Source organism: Paenibacillus sp. NRS-1760, assembly GCF_050467785.1.
GTDB lineage: Bacteria > Bacillota > Bacilli > Paenibacillales > Paenibacillaceae > Pristimantibacillus.
In genome coordinates, this window is sequence record NZ_JBITPK010000015.1 from 1 (window position 1) to 22,859 (window position 22,859).

Annotated in this window: 11 protein-coding genes and 12 tRNA genes; 21 read left to right on the top strand and 2 right to left on the bottom strand. The window is 45.4% G+C overall.

The features are described 5' to 3' along the window. Nucleotides 1-91 precede the first annotated feature (91 nt). The 8 genes from ACIFSR_RS23910 (at nt 92) to ACIFSR_RS23945 (ending at nt 920) form a co-directional block, all read left to right on the top strand. Nucleotides 92-167 (top strand) — tRNA-Asn (locus tag ACIFSR_RS23910). A 4-nt stretch (nt 168-171) separates the two neighbouring features. Continuing rightward, nucleotides 172-247 (top strand) — tRNA-Thr (locus tag ACIFSR_RS23915). Nucleotides 248-287: 40 nt separating this feature from the next. Continuing rightward, a tRNA-Glu gene (locus tag ACIFSR_RS23920) sits at nt 288-362 on the top strand. Nucleotides 363-393: 31 nt separating this feature from the next. Further along, nucleotides 394-469: transfer RNA gene (locus ACIFSR_RS23925), tRNA-Val, on the top strand. 9 nt (nt 470-478) lie between these two features. Continuing rightward, nucleotides 479-553, top strand: a tRNA-Gln gene (locus tag ACIFSR_RS23930). Nucleotides 554-563: 10 nt separating this feature from the next. Continuing rightward, nucleotides 564-639, top strand: a tRNA-Lys gene (locus tag ACIFSR_RS23935). Nucleotides 640-657: 18 nt separating this feature from the next. Beyond that, a tRNA-Leu gene (locus tag ACIFSR_RS23940) sits at nt 658-740 on the top strand. Between the two features lie 97 nt (nt 741-837). Then, a tRNA-Leu gene (locus tag ACIFSR_RS23945) sits at nt 838-920 on the top strand. A gap of 116 nt (nt 921-1,036) precedes the next feature. Here the strand turns inward: ACIFSR_RS23945 and ACIFSR_RS23950 are convergent. Beyond that, nucleotides 1,037-1,540, bottom strand: coding sequence for a GNAT family N-acetyltransferase (locus ACIFSR_RS23950; RefSeq protein WP_430060481.1), 504 nt, complete (start codon nt 1,538-1,540; stop codon nt 1,037-1,039). Between the two features lie 363 nt (nt 1,541-1,903). Between ACIFSR_RS23950 and ACIFSR_RS23955 the strand changes: the two genes are divergently transcribed. The 6 genes from ACIFSR_RS23955 to ACIFSR_RS23980 all read left to right on the top strand — a co-directional run bounded on the left by ACIFSR_RS23955 (nt 1,904) and on the right by ACIFSR_RS23980 (nt 6,228). After that, a complete protein-coding gene (locus ACIFSR_RS23955; RefSeq protein ID WP_430060484.1) occupies nt 1,904-4,363 on the top strand; it encodes a phosphodiester glycosidase family protein in 2,460 nt (819 codons plus the stop codon). A gap of 239 nt (nt 4,364-4,602) precedes the next feature. After that, complete coding sequence (locus ACIFSR_RS23960) at nt 4,603-5,460, top strand: ABC transporter ATP-binding protein (RefSeq protein ID WP_430060487.1); 858 nt, start codon at nt 4,603-4,605, stop codon at nt 5,458-5,460. Nucleotides 5,461-5,869: 409 nt separating this feature from the next. After that, nucleotides 5,870-5,944: transfer RNA gene (locus ACIFSR_RS23965), tRNA-Gly, on the top strand. A gap of 8 nt (nt 5,945-5,952) precedes the next feature. Beyond that, nucleotides 5,953-6,029 (top strand) — tRNA-Arg (locus tag ACIFSR_RS23970). A 34-nt stretch (nt 6,030-6,063) separates the two neighbouring features. Beyond that, nucleotides 6,064-6,140, top strand: a tRNA-Pro gene (locus ACIFSR_RS23975). 14 nt (nt 6,141-6,154) lie between these two features. After that, nucleotides 6,155-6,228 (top strand) — tRNA-Gly (locus ACIFSR_RS23980). 713 nt (nt 6,229-6,941) lie between these two features. Here ACIFSR_RS23980 and ACIFSR_RS23985 read toward each other — a convergent pair. After that, entirely contained in the window at nt 6,942-7,124 is a 183-nt protein-coding gene (locus tag ACIFSR_RS23985; RefSeq protein ID WP_430060490.1) for a hypothetical protein, read from the bottom strand. Between the two features lie 1,637 nt (nt 7,125-8,761). On the opposite strand from ACIFSR_RS23985, the gene ACIFSR_RS23990 reads away from it, so the two are divergent. From ACIFSR_RS23990 to ACIFSR_RS24020, 7 genes are all read left to right on the top strand, one after another. After that, complete coding sequence (locus tag ACIFSR_RS23990; protein WP_430060493.1) at nt 8,762-14,074, top strand: choice-of-anchor I family protein; 5,313 nt, start codon at nt 8,762-8,764, stop codon at nt 14,072-14,074. Nucleotides 14,075-14,458: 384 nt separating this feature from the next. Further along, on the top strand, nt 14,459-17,263 hold the full coding sequence (ppc, locus tag ACIFSR_RS23995) for a phosphoenolpyruvate carboxylase (RefSeq protein WP_430060496.1): 2,805 nt from the start codon (nt 14,459-14,461) through the stop codon (nt 17,261-17,263). A gap of 246 nt (nt 17,264-17,509) precedes the next feature. Continuing rightward, on the top strand, nt 17,510-18,658 hold the full coding sequence (locus ACIFSR_RS24000) for a S1C family serine protease (RefSeq protein ID WP_430060499.1): 1,149 nt from the start codon (nt 17,510-17,512) through the stop codon (nt 18,656-18,658). A 397-nt stretch (nt 18,659-19,055) separates the two neighbouring features. Further along, nucleotides 19,056-19,622 carry an RNA polymerase sigma factor SigW gene (gene sigW / locus ACIFSR_RS24005; protein WP_054025284.1) on the top strand — a complete coding sequence of 189 codons (567 nt, stop codon included), beginning with the start codon at nt 19,056-19,058 and terminating at the stop codon, nt 19,620-19,622. 210 nt (nt 19,623-19,832) lie between these two features. Then, the gene (locus ACIFSR_RS24010) at nt 19,833-20,471 is read left to right on the top strand and encodes a zf-HC2 domain-containing protein (RefSeq protein WP_076271683.1); all 639 of its coding nucleotides are present in this window, start codon (nt 19,833-19,835) and stop codon (nt 20,469-20,471) included. Nucleotides 20,472-20,614: 143 nt separating this feature from the next. Beyond that, nucleotides 20,615-21,457: a diadenylate cyclase CdaA gene (cdaA, locus tag ACIFSR_RS24015; RefSeq protein ID WP_076271682.1), complete on the top strand. Its 843-nt coding sequence runs from the start codon at nt 20,615-20,617 to the stop codon at nt 21,455-21,457. Continuing rightward, nucleotides 21,450-22,853 carry a CdaR family protein gene (locus ACIFSR_RS24020; RefSeq protein ID WP_339205258.1) on the top strand — a complete coding sequence of 468 codons (1,404 nt, stop codon included), beginning with the start codon at nt 21,450-21,452 and terminating at the stop codon, nt 22,851-22,853. The genes cdaA and ACIFSR_RS24020 overlap by 8 nt, the downstream gene beginning before the upstream one ends. Nucleotides 22,854-22,859 lie beyond the last annotated feature (6 nt).

Here is a 22,859-nt window from a genome sequence, read left to right on the forward strand (position 1 = left end):
TATCCAGTTTTCAGGGCGTAAACACCTTGATATTCAACCGTGCCTATTTTGAAGTTGATGCTTTAATAACATTCAACTCAAAATACAATGTTCCCTGATAGCTCAGTTGGTAGAGCACTCGACTGTTAATCGAGTTGTCACAGGTTCGAGTCCTGTTCGGGGAGCCATTATGCTCTCATAGCTCAGTAGGTAGAGTGCATCCATGGTAAGGATGAGGTCACCGGTTCGAATCCGGTTGAGAGCTCCAGAAAACTTTCAACTGTAAGGACAAGCATCAATTTTAGCATGGCCCGTTGGTCAAGTGGTTAAGACACCTCCCTTTCACGGAGGTAACAGGGGTTCGAGTCCCCTACGGGTCACCAATTTATTTTTAAAAATGGCGCCTTTATCCTTGGACGCTTAGCTCAGCTGGGAGAGCATCTGCCTTACAAGCAGAGGGTCGGCGGTTCGATCCCGTCAGCGTCCACCATATCGCTATTGGGGATTAGCCAAGCGGTAAGGCAACGGACTTTGACTCCGTCATTCTCAGGTTCGATCCCTGAATCCCCAGCCACTTATACTATGAGTCATTAGCTCAGTTGGTAGAGCACCTGACTTTTAATCAGGGTGTCGTAGGTTCGAATCCTACATGACTCACCATTTTTTAATCTCGGATGCGCGCGTATGGCGGAATTGGCAGACGCACTAGACTTAGGATCTAGCGGGCGACCGTGGGGGTTCAAGTCCCTCTACGCGCACCATCTTTAACACCCTTCATAGGGAAGCACTCTGTATGTCAACAGAGTAATGTAGGTGGAAGCCCTGCAAAACATGGTTAAGCTTCAAAGAATCACATATGCGCGTATGGCGGAATTGGCAGACGCACTAGACTTAGGATCTAGCGGGCGACCGTGGGGGTTCAAGTCCCTCTACGCGCACCATACCATGAAGAAACCCTTGGCGAACAAGGGTTTTTTGCTGTTTATATATGTGTAATAATTATGTAGTAATCATCCATCATGTTTGATTTTATAACCACGCTTATCATCCACATCCATTAATCGAAAAGCCCCGAATGATCATTGAAGCTGTATAGCGCTTGTTCAGCACCATATCTTTGTAGCTTATGCTCTAATCGCATGCCTACCTTCTCAAGGAGCCTGCAGGAAGCAGTATTTGCTGTTTGTGTCTCAGCTATTACTTTACCAAGCTTTAATTCATGAAGTGCGTACATTAATAATTGACCTACTACCTCGGCTGCGTAGCCGCTACCCCAGCTTTGTGGAAGAAATTCATAGCTGATTTCCTTAAACCTTCCGTCTGTGTGATTATCTAAGGAAACAACCCCAATAAAATCATTGTTTTCTTTTAGTCTAACCGTCCAAATGTTTGACTCCTTCGTTGAAGAGCGCTCTAAAGCATCTAGAAACTTATTTAGATGATATTCCTCTGGTACAACTCCGCCTAAGTATTTTCTGACCTCATGACTCGAATATATCCTTTGCATGTATTTTAAATCTGATTGTTGTAATGGGTCCAGCTTGCATCTAGTGGTTTGCATATTGGTTATAATCCTCCTTTTATGTTTGCTTAGGATAGCTTGTTCAAAACACGATCTACCTCTGCAATAAAGTGATCCTACTCAATCGTAGGGGGTTAAAAATGTACAAGGTTAATTGTTGTGAGGATGAATAGTAAATGGAATTAGTGATTTATATAAAGAATTAGTAATCCCATTGCTAGATTTGTAGACATGGTTTTTGTGATCGTAACATAGGGAGTTACAGGATGCCAACCTATTCCTGAATAGAATTTGAGGGTTCTATTATCCATATAATCCCTTCATTTTTAGAATAAAGCTGTCGATATAGTTCATTGGGACTAACTGGAATCTACACATAAGAAAGAGAAGGAGATCAGTCATATGCAGCAAAAGACGAAAAAATGGCTTGTTAGAGTAGTAGCTATTCTGCTTATTATAGTGTTGAATGTGAGCTACACAGGAAGCGAATCATTAGATGGTAAGGGAGCCTATGGGGATTCCTCTGTTTCTGCGGCAGAATCGACGAATGAGACAAAAACGGTTGCTTCTAATGCGAAGGGTTCTGCTGCCAGTAAAGCAGAAATCGAGTACTGGCGATACAAAGCAGAAGGTACTCTATATCCTCCAATTGTTATGCCGAGTGGAAAGCTGCTGGTAGTAACGAATAATGGATGGTTATCCCTATTAGATAATGGTGGAAAAGAATTAAAAAGAATAAACACATATTCAAAACTATCCGCCCCAGCCGTAAATGGAAAAGGACAAATATTTACTGCAGGAACTGGTGCTAGGCTTTATCAATATGATGAAGGTGGCAATGGCGGTCAGAAAGGTATTTATTATTTTAAAGGGAAAAAAGAACAATTAGAGCCATCTGCCATGGTGATGGATGGGGAAGGGACTCCTTATTTCGCCTATCAGCATGCTGTTTTATCGTTGAGCAGTGAGGGAGAGCAGCAGGCTGCTCTGCTGCCAGAGGGCGTCTCGGTTAAGGAACTGGCCGCAGGTAAGCGCGGCGTCTATGTACTGGGCAGCAATGGCGTGTTGTACGCCGTGCGCGGCAATGCAGTTGTATGGGAAGCGTCGCTTGAGCAGACGCTGTCTGGGGCGAAGCTGATCGCTGGCGATGTGAGCGGCGGCGTGATGCTGCTTGCGGGCAAAGCTATTGCTGCGTATGAAGAGGACGGTAAAGTCCGCTTCACTCGCGAGCTTGCGGCAGCGCCCGCAGGCGGTTGGACGTCTCCGGTGCTTGTGCCCGGAGACAAAGGTACTGTCGTTGCCGCCGAGCGCAGCGGCAACGGCATAGCTGCGTTCCGCCTCGCAGACGGGGCGGAACTATGGCGCATTAGCGCCAGCGGGGCGGGCGGCTTCGGCCCCGCGGCGCTTGCGCCGGATCTTGGCGCCGGCACGGTGCTGGCCGGCGGCCGTTCCGGCGCTGTGTACGCGATCGACGGCTCTGCCGGGTCGATCTTGTACACCTACGGCGGTCACACCGCGGTTCCCGCGAGCGGTGTGGCGCCGCAGGGCAGCGGACGCTTCATATATGCGTCCGCTAGTACATTAATCGCAGCGGGACCAGTTCGCACCGTTGCGATCACCTATGCAGCAGCGGCGGCGGTTAAGCTGCCGCTGGATACACGGCTCCTGCTCACGGACAAGCTGAAGCTGTCCGATCCAGTCGCTGTCAGCTATCGCTCCGACAATCCAGCGATCGTTCGCATCAATGAGAAAAGTGTGGTAACCCCGGTTACAGCTGGATCAGCTAATCTTTATGTCGATGTTACAGCTAGCGGCTACAAAGGCCAGCTGAAGCTTCCTATTCAGGTTACAGCCCCTGCCTTGAACCTAAAGGTGAAGCATGAATCCAAGAAGGTTGCAGCAGCAGGCCAATCGTTTACGGTTCAAACCGTTACCATTCCAAAGGGAATGCCGGTTACTGCAGGCCTGGCAAGCCGTAAGATAGGCGTCGTTCAGTCGCTTCAATCGATTGCTAAAGATTACCGTGCAGACGCAGCGATTAACGGAACCTATTTTGAGGCTTATGGCGGCATTCCGGAGCCATATGGAACGGTAATTGTAGACGGCAATGTGGAGCATATAGGCAATACAGGGACAGCGATTGGTTTTACATGGGACGGGAATGTAGTTATGGATACGCTGCGCGTCAAAATTTTAGGTGGAACAGACGGTTCTTTTAAGTCGCCTAACAACTGGTATGCGTATTTTATTAATCGAACACCTGCAGCAGGCGCATCGTCAGCCATTATGTTCACGCCAAAGCGTGGTGCTAAGCTTGGATTTGCACAAGGCACCTCAGTAACGGTCAGTAAGGGTGTCGTGACCAAAATAAGCAAAAAAGAGAATGTCAGCATTCCAGCAGATGGATATGTTCTCGTTTATACAGGTTCTGAGGAGAAGCTAGCCTCACGCTTTAAGGTGGGGACGAAGGTTGAATATAAGATCGAAATGACCAACCTCTCGAAAAGTCCGATTGCTTGGTCTCGCGTTCATACCGCCATTGGTGCAGGACCTAGGCTTGTGAAGGATGGGAAACCGGCAGTTAATCCCGCTGGGGAAGGGTTTAGCAGCTCCAAAATTTTGACCGATGCAGCTGGCAGAAGCGGCATTCTTGTCAAAAAGGACGGGACTGTTGTCGTAGCTACCGTCTCTAAAGCAACGATAAAACAGTGGAGTCAAATCATGATTCAGCTTGGCGCTGAGCAGGCGATGAATTTGGACGGAGGAGCATCCTCTGGCATGTACGCACAAGGAAAACTCATTACCACGCCTGGAAGACTAATAAGCAATGGTCTTGTATTTGGCACGAAGCTAAAGTGGTAACGTATGTAAAATGATAAAAGCTAGCCGACCCAACCTGTTGGGCGGCTTTTCTATTTAAATGGGGTTCTATTTTTATCGATATGAATAAATGCTATTTATATTATCATTGACTTTTTTTATGAGAAACATTATCATTAGGAAATAAATGATAATCGTTATCAATATTCGTTACTTATTGAAATATAAATATAAAATGAGAAGGTGTCTGCCTCAGGCAGCGGAAGGAGCGTGCATGTTCAATGATTCGTTTAACGACCTCTAGTCTTGATATTGCTTACGATGACCGTCTAATCGTTGAGAATTTAAACATTGCTATACCTCAAGGGAAAATCACGGCGCTAGTAGGAGCTAACGGCTCTGGTAAATCAACGATTTTGAAAACAATGGCCCGTATTATGACCCCTTCGAAGGGCAGTGTACTTCTGGACGGTAAGTCCATCCATAAGCAATCGACGAAGGAAGTGGCGAAGCAATTGGCAATTTTGCCGCAAAATCCAACCGCTCCGGACGGACTCACAGTAGCGGAGCTTGTCTCTTATGGTCGTTTTCCATACCAGAAGGGCTTTGGATCGATGACTAAGGATGACCGCAGTATCGTGCAGTGGGCAATCGAAGCGACAGGTATGACTGATTTTGCCGATCGTCCGGTTGATCATCTATCGGGCGGACAACGTCAACGTGCATGGATTGCAATGTCTCTTGCGCAGGAAACTGATATTTTATTCCTTGACGAGCCTACAACCTTCCTAGATATGGCGCATCAGCTAGAGGTTCTTCACTTGCTTCAAAAGCTAAACGCAGCTAATAATCGCACAGTAGTCATGGTCGTTCATGATTTGAACCACGCGACACGTTACGCTCATCATATGATCGCAATTAAAACGGGTGTCGTTGTAGGCGAAGGTACGCCAGCAGAAGTTATGACACCGGATATTATGCGCGAAGTGTTTAACATTGAGGCAGATATCGTGCCTGATCCGCGTACAGGCGTTCCGCTTTGCTTACCATATGCACTAGCCGGACAGCCTGCTTCTGATAAAGTGGCATTGATTAACCGTGCACAGTCAGAGAGACCATTGGCTGCTGCTGGAGCATAGGAACTAATATTAATGCCGTAAACCGCGTTTCCTTTGGAAATGCGGTTTTTTGTTCTTTTAGATAAGCCATGTGTAGTATATTGAGCTTAGAAGCGAGTGGGAGGGAAGTGAACCAATTATATTCGTTATTTATAAAATGTTATCCATTAGAGCTGAACAATCGGAAGGAGTAAACGGAGTAAGATGCAACGTCATTTAAGCTGATTTTTATGATTGGATTTATGAAGTCTAAAAGCACATGTTTCCGCGCCATATAAGGCTTTTCAGCCATTTTAGAATAATGTATTTTAAGGGTATTAAAATAATTTAAAACTTTTTTCAAAAAACAGTTGCTTTTTGTTTTCAGGGGTGATATATTATTACTTGTCGCCGCGATGATAAACGAAACGAACGGCCGACAGAAATACATGCGGAAGTGGCTCAGCGGTAGAGCATCGCCTTGCCAAGGCGAGGGTCGCGGGTTCGATTCCCGTCTTCCGCTCCATAAATTGTGCGGCCTTAGCTCAGCTGGATAGAGCGTTTGACTACGAATCAAAAGGCCAGGAGTTCGAATCTCTTAGGCCGCGCCATTTTCCCAACATTAGACGCAATTCATTTACACTTCGGGACGTAGCTCAGCTTGGTAGAGCACCTGGTTTGGGACCAGGGGGTCGCATGTTCAAATCGTGTCGTCCCGACCATAATCTTTTTTTTTGCGGGTGTAGTTCAATGGTAGAACTTTAGCCTTCCAAGCTAATAGCGTGGGTTCGATTCCCATCACCCGCTCCAACTATTTAAACCCGAAAGCCTTGCGCAGCAAGGCTTTTTTTGTTTTTATATATTGCAATAAAAGTGCCTCTTGCACCTAATAGTGAGCAGAAGATGGTGCGAAATTTTAATTAGTAGTTTGAGGGTTAAGATATACTAACCGATCAGAAGCCTCTCTGCTGGTTATGTCAGAATCATACATATAAATATCTGCTGTAGTTCTGATCTTCTGATCTTCGCATGAATGAAGCAACCATTCTTCTATTTGTTTGAGTTCTGAACCGCTCTCTCGCAGTAGCTTCGCCGTTTTATGCCATAGATCATACAAACGGATATTAGTGAGCTCTCGCTTGCTTAGAAACCTTCTCTAGCCCATAGAGGGGAGGGGCGGATAGTAATTCACACCTTCTCACCATGAAAGACATATCGCTTAGTACCGCCTTACCAGGTCTTACATAACATTTATTTCATTCTAGTCGGAAGCGTCTTAGAGACTCCCTGTACTAAACAAGTGTATGTAAGCTAATCAAATATCCATTTGTATAGTCGGAAAATTAGCCGAGGGAGGTATATCCATACTTCAAAAAATACTTCCAATCTGTAAAAGAAAGTATCAACCTTATTATTACGAGTTCTGCGCCTCATTAAATCATTCTCCTTTATTGGCATTAGGTGAATTGGAGAAATATAGTTACACTTAAATGTATCGATTCGATAGTGTCCACGTTTGAATTCTAATAAACATAAAGCTTATTTTTGGTCAGCCAATTAATTAAATATAAGACCCCAAATGCAGAGCCCAAAACTAAAATCTTCTCTACAATGTTTTTCCAATGTAGCTCGTCTCCTGCTTCATTCATGCTAAGAAAAAACAGAGCCACAAGAATGATTGGTGCATATAGGAATGTTTTTTTCATTCGTAATGACCTCATTCTTTCTTTATTTACAAATATTTCTACGCAAAGCATTAATCTAAGTTTCAAAGACAGTGAACCTAAAACATTTAAACCTATTCTTGAAATATCAAGTTATGATTAAAAATTTCGAATGGCGCGGCTTAGAAGCGTTATTTATGCAGCAAAGTAATTTATTTAAAACGTTTAAGAAAGTGAACTATCATATATTAGCGGCAAGTACCTAAAGCGGAAGTTGAAGGTATAAAGTGGGGGTTTGATGAATTGGTACAGGCGCACGTATTCTTAGCTAATTGTGAGGGTTCTCTACAATTAAAACTTCCAAGTAAGAGCTTTAACGGACATGAGATACCTTATTTGCCGAAATTCCATCCTTTTAGAGAACTAACGGACATAGGATCTCTTATTTAGCTTCAGAATGCTTGATTAGGCTACTTTTCGAGCTATTAACGCATCCTATGTCCGTTAGATCCACGTAACGAGCTTAAATTCTCGAAATAGCGGATTTCATGTCCGTTAGGACTGAACATGAACATCACAAGAGCAGACTCCAATGTTGAGCCGAGAATATTATTTATGTAATCATAAATAAACGCATCAATATAGAAACCAGTTGCCTTATAAGCGACGATTCCAACCTTGTGTTGAATTAACGGACATCAGGTACCTTATTTGCCGAAATTCCATCCTTTTAAAGAACTAACGGACATAGGATCTCTTATTTAGTTTCAGGATGCTTAATTTGGCTACTTTTTGAGCTATTAACGCATCCTATGTCCGTTAGATCCACGTAACGAGCTTAAATTCTCGAAATAGCGGATTTCATGTCCGTTAGGGCTGAACATGAACAGCGCATGAGCAGACTCCAATATTGATTCGAAAATATTATTTGTGTAAACATAAATAAGCGTATCAAACAGAAACCAGTTGCCTTATAAGCGACGATTCCAACCTTGTGTTGAATTAACGGACATCAGGTACCTTATTTGCCGAAATTCCGTCTTTTTATAGAACTAACGGACATAGGATCTCTTATTTAGTTTCAGGATGCTTAATTTGGCTACTTTTTGAGCTATTAACGCATCCTATGTCCGTTAGATCCACGTAATGAGCTTGAATTCTCGAAATAGCGGATTTCAAGTCCGTTAGGGTTAAAGGTTAACCATAAAAAACGTAACAGTATTCCAATGATGAGTGTCGAAAATATTATATGTGTAAAGAAAAATAAACTTATCAAACAAAACATCCCGTCTGGAAGCTCTTAGCGGGCTGTTTTGTTTGCCCATACACTAAAAAAGTAAAACATGTGCTTAGACGAGGTTTGGAATGGTTTATCAAGTATTTTATCAAATGCTTACTAAGCACTTAATCAACTGGTTTACCAAGTGCTTAATCAAGTAGTTACGAAGCGTTTTATCAATTGCCTTATCTAGAAGCATGAGCTTTGCCAAGTATCAAACGATTTATCTAGAACCATGCGCTTTACCAAGAACCAAACACTCCACCAATAACCATACGCTTTACCAACCCCCCCACCAAAAACCAAGCACTTTACAAAAGCTTCATGGAACATTAATCATTATGAAATAAAAACTCTCTACAATTCTAGTTAACATAATAGATATGGGAGTGAGTGAAACTTGAAGATCTATAGTAAAAGGTTAATATCATTATTATTAGCTACGGAAATTACGGCCAGCATGGTGCTGGCAGGCGGGCCAGTCATGGCTGCCGGATCACCGCTATCGGGGACGCCTTACGCAGTAGACAGTGCCTATAATGTAGCCACCCCGCACATTGTTATTAATCAAATATATGGCGGCGGCTTGAGCACAGATACGACCACGCTGTTATCTCATGGATTTATTGAACTTTATAATCCGACGGATAGTGATGTCAATCTTGCTGGTTGGTCGCTGCAATATGCGGATCGGGGCTCCAGTGCAACGACAGGTGCTACTCAGGCTTGGGAAAAGCTTAATTTGTCCGGAACGATTAAAGCACATTCTTCTTTTCTAATAACTGGAGCTTCTACAGGTGCTGCAAAACCTAAGGTAGATCTCTCTTCAAAAGGCGACCTTACTTGGGAGCGTTTCATTAACAACAAAGGGATGAAGGTTGCTCTCATGAGCAATCAAACTTTACTGACTGATCCTAATCCTTTTGACACTAAGCCAGACGGCTATGTAGATATGGTCGGTACAGGAAGCAATGATAAGGATAGTAATATCGACGGATATGAGACTGCATTCCCTACGGGCTCAGCAGAAGGCACATCGAAGAAAAAGTCCATTCGCCGCAGCAACTTCTTAGATACAGACAATAATAAAGCGGATTTCAAACAAGTCGATTATGAGTTAGCTACCGGCGATGCATTACTAGCAGCAATACCTCGCAGCGGTGCTGACGGCGCATGGGGGCCGGGTATTGTCCAGCCGCTAGCCATTACTACAGTGTCTCTTGCTGATGGCTTTGTTGGATCTCCATATTCCGCAGTTATTCAGGCTACTGGTGGAAACACGCCATATACCTTTACTGCAACTGGCTTGCCAGAAGGACTTAGCCTTGCGCCAAATGGTGCTTTAACGGGGACACCGACCAAGGCGGTATCAAATACTAATGTAACAATTACAGCGACTGACAGCACGGCAGGAACGCCTGTTAGCATAGTTAAGTCGTTTGCGTTTACCATTCAATCCAGTATAGCGCCAGCAACTCATGTTCTAATTAACGAAGTATATGGCGGCGGCGGGAAAATTAATAAAGATACTCCGCCAGCATCATCTCCGTACCTGTACGATTTTGTAGAGCTCTACAATCCGACTGCTTCGCCAATATCACTTGCAGGATATCATTTAAGATACAGCAATAAAGGTGCTACAACGGTACAAGGCTATGATTTTGAAGAAGGCGCAGTCATTGCTCCTCATGATTATTACCTCGTTCGCCTTGAAGCAACATGGGGCAATACGAGCGACAAAAATTACGGAGATCCTTACCTGGCTGATGCATATGCAAGCACGAAAGAGCAATCCATCGGCATGTCTGATGTGGATGGCACGGTGGAATTGTTCCAAGGAGTGTACGCCACTTCGGCAGTTGTTGATGCTGTAGGCTTCGGTGCGGTTCAGACTTCACTGCATGAAGGAACATCCGTAGGGAATGGAGCTTCACTGCCTGCGGCTGTTAAAGGCGTGCGCCGCATTAACTTCCAAGATTCCAACAACAATGCTGCTGATTTTGCAGTAGTGGATCCGTCTCCAACGCGAGGTGGAAAAACAGAAGGAACGGTTGATGTCATTCCTGATTTTGTGAAGCTTATCGGCTCACTCCAGAAGAATACAGCAGACAAAGCGGTAACGGTCGAAGGTTTGGTTACAACTCCGTCCGTTAAATCGGATAACAGCCAAGCAAACGCAGTGCGTTATGTACAATCGTTTACGGGCGCAATTGCTGTTGAAGGCATGGACCCGTCCATCCCTGTAGGTGCAGAGGTACGTGTTTCTGGGACGGCTGGTCTTCATGACGGCGAAGTACGGGTAAAAGGCAACTTACAGGTAACAAGGCTGAACAATAAAATTTTTAGCTTAGTGGCGGAAGATACGTTCGATAAGTCTATGCTTAACGTAGATAAGCTTAGTTCAGTAACAGCTGATATGTACGGCAGAAGAGTGACAACTACAGGCAATGTAACTGCCGTGGACAAAACGTCTAATACGATTAAGCTTGATAACAATATGCTGCTTTATGTGAATGGAGCGTTTCCGAAGGTTGAAGTCGGGGACAATGCACAAGCTACGGGAACCATTGGAGTTTTTGGCAGCGAAGTTAGATTGGCTGTAGCGAGCGCAGCTGCAGATATGATCATAAAGCCAGCGTCCGCTGAGTTTAAAGATACGTTCAATATTTCAAAAATCGGACAATATTCAGTAGGTCAATTCAATAAAGATGGCGGCGTTGCCGAGATCGTGAAGTTCAACAAAGACAATGGCAAATTTTATTTGGTTAACGGCTCCGGTAATCCGCCAAGCTTAGATATTGTCAGCATGGGAAGCGGGAACGGAACGCTAAGTAAAGAAAAAACGATTCTTGTTAAGCCGATGGCCGAGGTTGAAGGCTTTGTATATGGTGATTTAACTAGTGTAGATATCAATACGACAACTAAGCGTGTTTCTGTAGCGGTACAAGAGGCAGATCCACTCAAGCCAGGTAAAATCATCGTACTTGATTATGATGGTAATTTAATCAAAGCCTACGCTGCTGGTGTACAACCGGATATGATTAAGTCAACAGCTGATGGAAAGTATATCCTTACTGCGGATGAGGCGGAGCCGCGCAATGGTGCAGATGATCCTAAAGGAAGCGTAACAATCGTCAACACAGTAGACAACAAAGTTACACATGTACTCTTCGATGATCCGTCCGTTATCGAGGATGGTGTTCATATTCGAGGCAAAGTAGATCCGGCAGATGGAAAAATTAAATCGAGCGGAACAAAAGCAGACGCTGTGTATGATCTGGAGCCTGAGTATATCACTCTTTCGGATGATAACAAGACAGCCTATGTGTCATTGCAAGAGAATAATGCCATTGCGATTATTGATATCGAAACGAACAAAGTGACGGCTGTAAAAGCACTCGGATTAAAGAATTATAATGATCCGCGCAATTCTCTCGACGTTCTAAAAGACGGTGCGATTAAGCTGGAAAATGTACCGTTTAAAGGGATGTACATGCCTGACGGCATCGCATCTCATACAATTAACGGTCAAACGTACCTTTTTACAGCTAATGAAGGCGATGTAACGGAATGGCCGAACCGTACAAACGGCAGCACGATCGGTGCTTTAAAAGGCAAGCTTGATCCGACTTCAGCGGCAGCGATTTTCCTAAATGGCAAGACTGCTTATGATGGTATTGAAGTCGCAAGCGATATGGGCAATGACGGCATTTACATGTACGGCGGACGTTCCTTCTCTATCTGGAATGCGAACTCGATGGAGCAGGTCTATGACAGCGGCAACGATTTTGAAACGATAACGGGCAGTCGCTTGCCAGCATTCTTTAACACAAGCAATAGTAAGACAGCCATTGACGATCGAAGCGGCAAGAAGGGACCAGAACCGGAAGATATTAAAACGGGGAAGGTTGGCAATAAGGTTTTGGCATTCGTTGGTCTTGAGCGCATCGGTGGTTTCATGACCTATGATGTAACAGATCCTGCACATGCGACATTCGCTAATTATACAAATACTCGCGTGTTCAAAGACAGTCAAGGCAAGGACAACTTAGATACAGATACTGGCCCGGAAGGCTTGGAGTTTATTCCGGCTAACATTAGCCCAACTGGAATGCCTTTACTCTTGGTTGCTTACGAGGTAGGCGGCAAGGTAGGCGTATATCAGCTGAATGTAACGAAAGTAACGATGGATAAAGCTTCCCTTTCCTTAAAAGTTGGAGATGCTGCATCTAAGCTGGTTGCAACCGTCGAGCCTGTAGGCGGAAGCTCAGCTGCTGCAATATGGACTTCTTCTAATCCAGCTGTGGCAACCGTAGATTCAAATGGATATGTCACAGCGTTAAAAGCGGGAACAGCGGTCATTTCAGCAGCGAGTGCTGACGGATATGGTCTCGCTGAGACGAGTGTGACGGTTACTTCAGGTGATATCGTAACTCCATCGCCAACACCGAATCCATCGCCGACGCCTGCACCTTCTACAAAACCTGAAGATGCTGGAGTGACGATCGTAAATGGCGAGACCGTAAAAGCAGTAAGCACGCTTAAAGCTGAAACGGATAACAGCGGTAAGACAACGGCAACGGTAACGGTAAATCAATTGGATGCAGCAATAGCTGCATTAGATAAAGCATCAAACGGCAAGCCGGCATCCATTGAGTTTAAAATGGCGGCTAACACAGACACCAAGTCAACGGCTATCAAGTTTGAGGAAAAAGCTATCGCTAAGCTTGCAGCTAAGGGATTGAAGTCGCTGGATGTTAATGCAGGGCTCGGAATCGTATCCTTTGATGCTAAGGCTATTGGAACACTAGCAGCAGCGACAGGAAATGGCGAGCTTTCCATAGCGGTCAACAAAGCGGATGTATCTAAGCTGTCTAGTGAGATTAAGGAAACGATCGGCAGCCATCCTGTGTATGAATTTGATGTGATTGGCGGAAAAACAGCGATTACCGATCTGAAGGGTGGTACAGCACGGGTTAGCATTCCTTATTCGCTTCAAGCAAACGAAGACAGCCAAGCAGTAGTCATCTACTATATTGCAAATGATGGCAAACTTAGTATTGTACCTAACAGCGTGTACGATAAGTCGACAGGTCAATTGCAGTTTACGGTAAGCCATTTCTCTACTTACGGAGTTGGCTACAATTATGTGGCATTTTTGGACACTGCATCAAGCTTTGCGAAGGATTCTATCCTTTACTTATCTTCCAGAGATATAATCGGCGGCTTGGGCAATCAAAAGTTTGCTCCAAAGGCTAACATGTCAAGGGCTGATTTCACACTCATCCTTGCAAGAATTGCCGGCACTCAACTGGACGATTACACGTCATCAAGCTTTACGGACGTGAAGTCATCCGATTACTTTGCAGGGGCGGTAGCATGGGCGGCTGAAAAAGGAATTGTCGGAGGCGCTGGAGATGGCAGCTTCAATCCTAAAGCCAATATTAGCCGTGAGCAAATGGTTGCTATGATTGCAAGGTTCGTTGATGTCATGAATTTTGATTTGCCTGTGCAAACAAATGCTATAGCGTTTGAAGATGCATCATCTATTGGTGCGTTTGCGAAGGAAGCAGCAGCTGCAGTGCAGCAGGCGGGAATCATTAACGGCAAGATCTATGCAAATAAGGCAGGCAGCTATTTTGCACCGAAGGATTTGGCTACCCGTGAGGAAGCAGCAAAAATGTTAGCGAAATTAATTCAATTAATGGCATAATTCGACTTGAACAAGACCGCAGCGCCCTTCAGTTAGAGGTGCTGCGGTCTTTTTCATAAGAGGTCTAATTTATGGGATGAAACCAGCATTTTCGCTAAGTTAATAAGCATTGTTAACTTAATCGAAGCGGGTTGTATTGCGCAGTTAATATTTACCGGAAACATAAGCAGTAAAAAGGAGCGGGTTTTATACTCCGCTTGCGTGAATCTGTTTTTGTTAGGATTGGCTTCAGGGCTTCAACCCTGTAGGTTTTTGTAGTATGATGGTAGAAGTCAAAAAAACGTTCATGTTGTACAAGCAAGCTTTCGAAGCGATTGCTGCTTCGGAAAACAAGTAAATGCTTACGGAGCGATCGTTGCTTCGCAAAAATTTAGGAGGAACAGTATGTCGGATCAATCTGCATCTACTTTGACCACAAATCGGCAGCAGGCTAACAATTTGCTGCGACGCGATGTCCGGTTTCTAGGCAACATTCTCGGTGAAGTTCTTGTTCATCAAGGCGGCCGCGAGCTGCTTGAAATCGTAGAACGGATTCGTGAACAAAGTAAATCTCTTCGCGCTGAATTTGTACCGGAATTATTTGATCAATTTAAAGAAAATGTATCATCGCTTAACCCGGAAATACGTCATCAAGTGATTAGAGCGTTTGCCATTTATTTTCAGCTTGTCAACATTGCAGAGCAAAATCATCGGATTAGACGGAAACGTGATTACGAGGTTTCTGCTGGCGAAGCGGTCCAACGCGGCTCCATTGAGAGCGCGGTTCAAGATCTGAAGGAACGCGAGATTGCAATCGAGGAAGTTAGAGATATTTTGAGCAATATTTCGCTGGAACTAGTAATGACTGCACACCCGACCGAGGCAACTCGCCGCGCGGTGCTTGATATTCATAAACGGATTGCTGTAGATGTGATGGAGCTTGATAACCCAACACTAACCTATCGCGAGCGCGAGAAGCTGCGTGAGAAGCTCATGAATGAGGTTCTTATTTTGTGGCAAACAGACGAGCTTCGTGACCGCAAACCAACCGTTATCGATGAAGTTCGTAACGGCTTGTACTATTTTGATGAGACATTGTTCGAGGTGCTTCCAAATGTTTATGAAGAGCTTGAACGCTGCCTAAGCAAGTACTATCCAGATGAGAAATGGCATGTGCCGGATTACTTGCGCTTCGGTTCTTGGATCGGCGGCGATCGCGATGGTAACCCATCTGTGAAAGCTCAGGTAACTTGGGAAACGCTAACGCTGCACCGTCAGCTGGCTATTCGCAAGTACGAAGAAAAACTAGGCGAGCTTATGGACCTTCTCAGCTTCAGCACAAACCTTGTCGAGGTATCGGCTGAGCTTATCGATTCGATTCGATCGGATCGCGAGCATGTTGAGCTTAAGTGCGTCGATCTTTGGAGAAATACGAAGGAGCCTTACCGTATTAAGCTTGGCTTTATGCTAGAGAAGCTGGCTAATACACGCGATGAGTCACTTAAGGGTTCGCAAATGCGTTACAACCACCCGGAAGAGCTTCGCGAGGACTTGCTCGTTATCGATCGCAGCTTGCGTCATCACTACGCTGATTATGTAGCAGATACAGCACTTGCTAAGTTAGTACGTCAAGTGGAGCTGTTTGGTTTCCACCTTATGGCGCTTGATGTTCGTCAGCATAGCCAAGAGCATGAAAATGCGATGTCTGAAATTTTAGCGAAAATGAATGTAGCAGCAGATTATGCGGCACTTCCAGAAGAAGAAAAAACAGACCTGCTTCACCGTCTCCTGAATGATCCGCGCCCGCTTACTTCGGGGCATCTAGATTACACGGAGTCCACGCGTGAATGCTTGAATGTATACCATACGATTTATCGGGCGCAGCAAGAGTTTGGCATCAATTGTATTTCAAGTTATCTGATTAGTATGACGGAAGCGGCAAGCGACATGCTTGAGGTTATGGTGTTTGCGAAGGAAGTTGGCCTGTTCCGCAAGGAAGCGGACGGCACGATTCGTTGTACACTGCAATCGGTACCGCTATTTGAAACGATTGACGACCTGCATGCAGCACCAGCTATTATGAAGCAGCTATTCGAAATGCCGATCTACCGTCAAGCGGTGGAAGCTCGCGGCAACCTGCATGAAATTATGCTTGGTTATTCCGATAGCAACAAAGACGGCGGAGTTGTTACAGCGAACTGGGAGCTGCGCGTAGCACTTAATGAAATTACAGCAGCCGGCAAAGAGTACGACGTTAAGCTGAAGTTCTTCCACGGCCGTGGCGGAGCGCTTGGCCGCGGCGGCATGCCGCTTAACCGCAGTATTCTTGCACAACCGCCGCATACGGTTGGCGGTGGCATCAAAATTACCGAGCAAGGTGAGGTTCTATCCTCGCGTTATTCGATGCAAGGTATTGCATACCGCAGCTTGGAGCAAGCAACTTGGGCGCTGATTACTGCTGCTCGTCTGGCGAAATACCCAGAACAAGCACCGCAAGCAGAAGCAGAGTGGGAAGAAATTGCACGTTCGATTTCCGAGACGGCACTGGAGAAGTATCAGGATCTTATTTTCCGCGATCCAGATTTCTTGACGTACTTCAAGGAGTCGACACCGCTTCCTGAGGTTGGCGAGCTGAACATCGGTTCACGTCCATCCAAACGGAAAAACAGTGATCGTTTCGAGGACTTGCGCGCCATCCCTTGGGTGTTCGCATGGACGCAAAGCCGCTACTTGCTGCCGGCATGGTACGCCGCTGGTACTGCAATGAAGCAGTATACTGGCGACGACGAGGAAAAGCTGAACACGCTTCGTACGATGTACGAGAAGTTCCCGTTCTTCCGCTCGCTAATTGACAATCTTCAAATGGCTCTTGCTAAAGCAGATTTGCTTATTGCGAAGGAATATGCAGATATGATTAAGGACAAAACGATCCGCGATCGTATTTTTGAGCAAATTGAAGAAGAATACAAGCTTACATCTGAGCTTATTCTTAGCATCACAGGCCAAACGGAAATTTTGGATAATGTTCCTGTTATTCAAGAGTCGATTCGTCTGCGTAATCCGTACGTCGATCCGCTTAGCTACATGCAAGTGCAGCTGCTAACCGAGCTTCGTGCACTGCGTGATAACGAAGAAGATGATCCAGAACTGCTTCGCGAAGTGCTTCTGACGATCAATGGCATTGCCGCAGGCCTTCGGAATACGGGCTAACTGCTCAAACTAATCGCTTAGGCGAATATAGAATAGCTACAAAGCCAACCATGGTATTTACTGTGGTTGGCTTTTTTTCGTTGAAAGCAGCTGGGAGGCATTGTTGTGAGAAGCTAGAAAAACAAACTGCAAACAGAACTCTATTTTTCTTATGTTCTTTTATAGTCCACTTAAGTTTTGTTTAAGGTACATCCTGCATGATAGGTACATAGGAAACAGACACCTACTATTGAGAGGATGATAGAGATGAACGAGGAAAACAAACGCTCAGAAAAGAGCGGTGATACTTACACGTCGAACCATACATCGAATGAAACGATCCGGACTCCTGTCACTACTTATATTTATGAATCCAACAAATCAACAAATGAGCTTAGAGCTTCATATGAGAGGGAGCTTGGGCTGGGACAAGATGGGAGCGGAAGCGGGTCAGCGCCTGGCGGTAAAAAACGTTCAAAGCGTGCGGGCGGCAGCTCAGCAAAAACACTGCTTGCATCGTTCTTGATTGGCGCTCTCGTCATTGGCGGTTTCTCCTACATGGCAGATAAAAACAATTTGTTCAGCGGGGGGGAACAAACCGTTCAAAACTCGGGTTCCAGCGTAGTTAGCAATTCAGGACAGCAGGATGCTGGCTTGTCTACAGCATCGCTAAGCTCAAGTGAAGATATCGCTTCCGTCTATAAAGCTGCGAGCCCCGCGGTTGTGAAGATCGAAAATTATGGGGAGCCAGCACGTTCGAACTCCATGTTCGACGATCCGCGCTTTCAACAGTTTTTTGGAAATGGCGGGTCGGGTAGCAGCGGACAGCAGCAAGAATCGCAAGAACAACAGCCAAGCAGTTCAAATCTTGAAGTGGTAGGCTCTGGTACAGGCTTTTTCTTCGAATCGGACGGTTATATTCTGACTAACGAGCATGTAATTGCGGGTGCAAAGGAGGTTAAAGTAACGGTTCAAGGTTATGACGAGCCTCTAACAGCAAAGGTGCTTGGTTCGAGCTATGATCTAGACTTGGCTGTGCTTAAGGTGGAAGAGCCAAACGGCAAAGCATTCCCGTCTCTTAAGCTGGGAAGCTCTGACCAGACGCGAATCGGTGACTGGGTGATGGCGATCGGCAATCCATATGGCTTCGATCAAACGTTGACTATGGGCGTGTTAAGCGCGAAAGAGCGTCCAATTACGATTGCAGATGAGCAAGGGAACCATAATTATGAGCATTTGCTGCAAACGGATGCCTCTATTAATCCAGGGAACTCTGGAGGACCGCTTCTGAACGAGAAGGGAGAGGTTATCGGTATAAATACGGCTGTGAACGCTGAGGCGCAAGGCATTGGTTTTGCGATTCCTACGACGACGATTACGAAGGTGCTCGAGCAATTGAAGACCAATACACTTTAAAATAGATAAAGCGCATGAACATTGAAGGTCTGGGAACATTACGTTTCCTAGACCTTTTTTGCTTTATTTTAGCGTTCCTAGCCGAAAGTCGAAAAAACAACTAGCCTCAGGTCGATTGCTGACTGAACGTCAAACCTATATAATTATTTGAACGGTTAGTATTTTTTGGAGCAAACAGCAAAGAAACCTGAACCTGAGGTACGTACATTGCTGCTCATGACTATGAACATTACGACTAATTAGGGTCGATGCTCATATTGGAAGTATCTTTCTCAATTGTCTTGCTTTTTCAGCCCATGTGCATTACGATTTTTCTAGGGTGTATGGATGAGACATTATATATATAAAATAGAGCAAGGCGATCAGTCGATCGAATGGAAGGTTTGGAGGAGTTTAGGTGATTGTATTGGAAGCACGCCTGGCGAAGTTATCGCTTAAAGGCGATCAGCAGGCTTTTGCTGAGCTTGTAGACCTCTATCAAGACAAGCTCTTTCATATGGCTTATCGAATGTTAAACAGCCGCCAGGAAGCGGAGGATGTTGTACAGGATACGTTCCTTCGCGTTTACAAAAACCTGGATAGATATGATGAAACGTTAAAATTTTCAACTTGGATATATAGAATTGCTACAAACTTATGTATTGATCGACTGCGCAAACGCAAGCCGACCTATTCGCTGGATGCGGAGTCATCGGATCACGAGGGGCTGGATGGCTACTCCATGATACCGAGTGATAATCGGACGCCAGAATCAGAGCTGCTTCTCTCGGACACACAGCGCATTATACATGCGGCTATTGCTTCACTGCCACCGAAATATAAGAGCGTGATGACGCTTAGATATATGCAGGACCTGTCGTTGCAGGAAATTGGCGATGTGCTGGACATGCCTGTCACGACGATTAAAACGCGGGTTCACCGCGGCAGGGAATTTCTTCGGAAGAAGCTTGAGCATAAGTTATAATTACAAATAATGATACAATCCTCCAAAGGAAAGCCATGTCTAGCGCAGACATAGGCTTCTTTTTGGGAGAAATTCAAGCTAATTCCTTACCTGCAAAGGATTACTTACGCGATTACGAAAAAAAGTGAAACATCCTTCTTGCTAGTAACGTATCCTAATAGCGAGATAAGAACTTAATGCGCGAGCAACTGAAAGAAAGGACTGGCTGCTATGAATTGCAACGTCGCTATCGTATGGATGCATGATTATTTGGACGGCGAGCTGCCGCGTGAAGATATCGTTACGTTAAAATCTCATTTGCTTTCCTGTCCCGCTTGTCGCAGCCGGTTTGAACAGCTCCAGAAGACGGACGCCGCGGTGTTCCAGACTTTAGAAGCGATTAAGCCTGCCGCGGATTATGACAAGAAGGCATCCGAGCTTTTAAATGAACGAATTATGCAGCAACTGCCGAAGAAACAGAGCAAGCAGAGAAACCGCATCGTACGTTTTATTTATCGGTACCCCGGAGTAACAGCAGCTGCTGTGTTTGTACTCGTTATGTTGGGCAGCTTCTTCACGATGTGGGAAGAGGATACCAAGCTGATTGTTGCAGGCGAGGATCTTCAGCAGGTCATTATAGAAGGAAATACAGTTATTGTGCCAGAGGGTGCTCATTTAACGGGTAATTTGACCGTAGAAAATGGAATAGCCGATGTTAAGGGCGAGGTGGACGGCAACGTAACCGTCATTGACGGAACCTTGAACCTGGCTTCAACCGGCCATATCGCGGGTCAGAGCAGAACGATTGATCAAGCGCTCGATTGGTTCTGGTACAAAGTAACGCAAACTTTTGGCGGTAACGCTCGCTAAAGCAAGCTGCCTCCCTGTTGCAGGGGGGCGTTTTTTAATTTTTTTTTGAAAAAAAGGATTTCCAATCCCATATATAGAAAATAATAAAGTTGAAAACCGATAATTAGACAATAATAAGGGGATCGGCTGTTGGGGGTTGGCATATGAGTTATTTCTCAGATTTAACATGGCATGACTATTTAAAGGATATTATAGACGTTGGTATAGTTAGTTATATTATTTATAAAATGATTTTGCTTGTGCGCGGAACAAGGGCAGTTCAACTTTTAAAAGGGATCGTCGTGCTCGTCGCTGTATGGGGGCTGAGTACATGGTTCAATTTGTATACGTTGAAATGGTTAATGAACCAGATGTTCACCTTCGGAATTGTGAGCGTGCTGATTATTTTTCAGCCTGAGCTGAGACGCGTGCTTGAGCAGCTTGGTCGTGGAAAGCTGTTTGCGCGGTCATTTTCGCTTGATCGGGATGTCGTCAATGAACAAATTGACGGCGTAATTAAAGCTGTCCGTTTTATGGCAGAACGAAAAATCGGGGCGTTAATCGTATTTGAGCGGAGCACAGGCCTCAGTGAATTGATTGAATCGGGCATCCGTATGGAATCAAAAATTACATCGGAGCTGCTGATTAACATCTTTACACCGAATACACCGCTGCATGATGGAGCTGTCATTATTCGCGCTAATCAGATTATGGCGGCGGGCTGCTACTTGCCTCTATCGGAAAATCCTTTTATAAGCAAGGAGCTTGGAACTCGCCATCGTGCCGCTATTGGAGTAAGTGAAGTAACGGATGCAGTGTCCGTAACCGTCTCGGAAGAAACGGGGCAAGTGTCATTGTCTCTAGGAGGCATGATCGTACGAGATATTAACGAGGAATCGCTGATTTCGAAGCTCTTTGACGAGCTGACTCCGAAGACGACAGGTCGTACGAAGGAACGTGTAACCATATCGTCTCTTTGGAAGCGGAAAGGAGGCAGTGATGGATAAATGGCTAAGTCACCCCACCTCTCTCAAAGTAATATCCGTCATAGTCGGATTGTTGCTCTGGGCTATTGTACATATTGATCCGGACACCTCACCGCAGACGGCGACATCAAATATTGATACCAAAACGATAGAAGCATCGGTTATTACGGCAGATGGCCTAGATACAGATAAGTACGTGCTTACGGCGATGGAACCTACCGTCGTGCGGCTTGATGTGCAGGGCAGGTTAACTGTTTTGTTCAATGCTTCTTCGAAAGATGATTATAAGGTTCAAGTGGACTTGAAAGGCGTAAAACCCGGCATACAGGAGTTGCCTTTGACGGTAAAACTGCCTAAAGGGATTACGCTTGTGGAGATGTCGCCGCGCACCGTTACGGTTCAGATCGAAGAAATTGTAACGAAGCCTTTTGAGCCGCAAGTCATTGTGGAAGGCAAGCCGGCAGACGGTTATATTGTTGGAGCATCGACGATTGTAGCACCGACAACAGGTGTACAGGTTACACTGCCTAAGGATGATATGAGCAGAATCGGTGCTGTTACGACGGAGATCAATATTGAGGGTGCAGATAAAACGGTTGTTAACAAAAAAGCAAAAGTAATCGTATACGATGTAGACGGTATCGAAATGACAAATGCGATTGTTTCACCAGAAACGCTGCATGTCGAGGTCAAGGTAACGCCTCCGCTGAAGGTACTGCCTCTACAGGTGCGCTATACGGGCACTCTGCCTGAAGGACTGAGCTTAGTATCGGTGAAGCCGGCAATTGATAAGGTGACCGTATACGGCGAGCAGAAGCAGTTAGACGAGCTGCAGGTTTACGATGGAGTCGTGCTTGATCTCTCGAAGGTGAAGCAAACAGGAACCATTCGCGTGAAGACGGAATTGATTGATGGAATAAAGGCAATTGATCCAGCAGAGGTGGAGCTCAATGTCGTTGTAGCTCCCGTAAAGAATAGAACACTTACAGGACTAGATGTAGCCATAGAAGGTATCGCAAACGGGCTGTCAGCGGTTATACGGACGCCGGCAAACGGTAAGTTTGATTTAACCGTCAGCGGAGCAGATCCGGTGTTGTCTACGCTTAAGGCATCGGATATTAGCATTATTGCCAATGTAGAAGGTCTAGGTGTAGGCACGCATGTCGTAACGCTTCAGGTCGATGTGCCTGCGTATATTCAGACCGTACTGGCTGATGGGCAAACTTTAACGGTAACGATAGAAATAACGGACAACTCCGTACCAGGATCAGGATCAGGCGGAGACAACTCCGAGGAGGTCGGAGGCACTCCGACAGAGGAGTCTCCTCCCCCTGCTACGACACCGCCTCCAGACACCAGTGAGGAGACTGGCAATGGTGGCGGAAACGCAGCAGGCGGTTCAACTACGAATCCATAATCATCA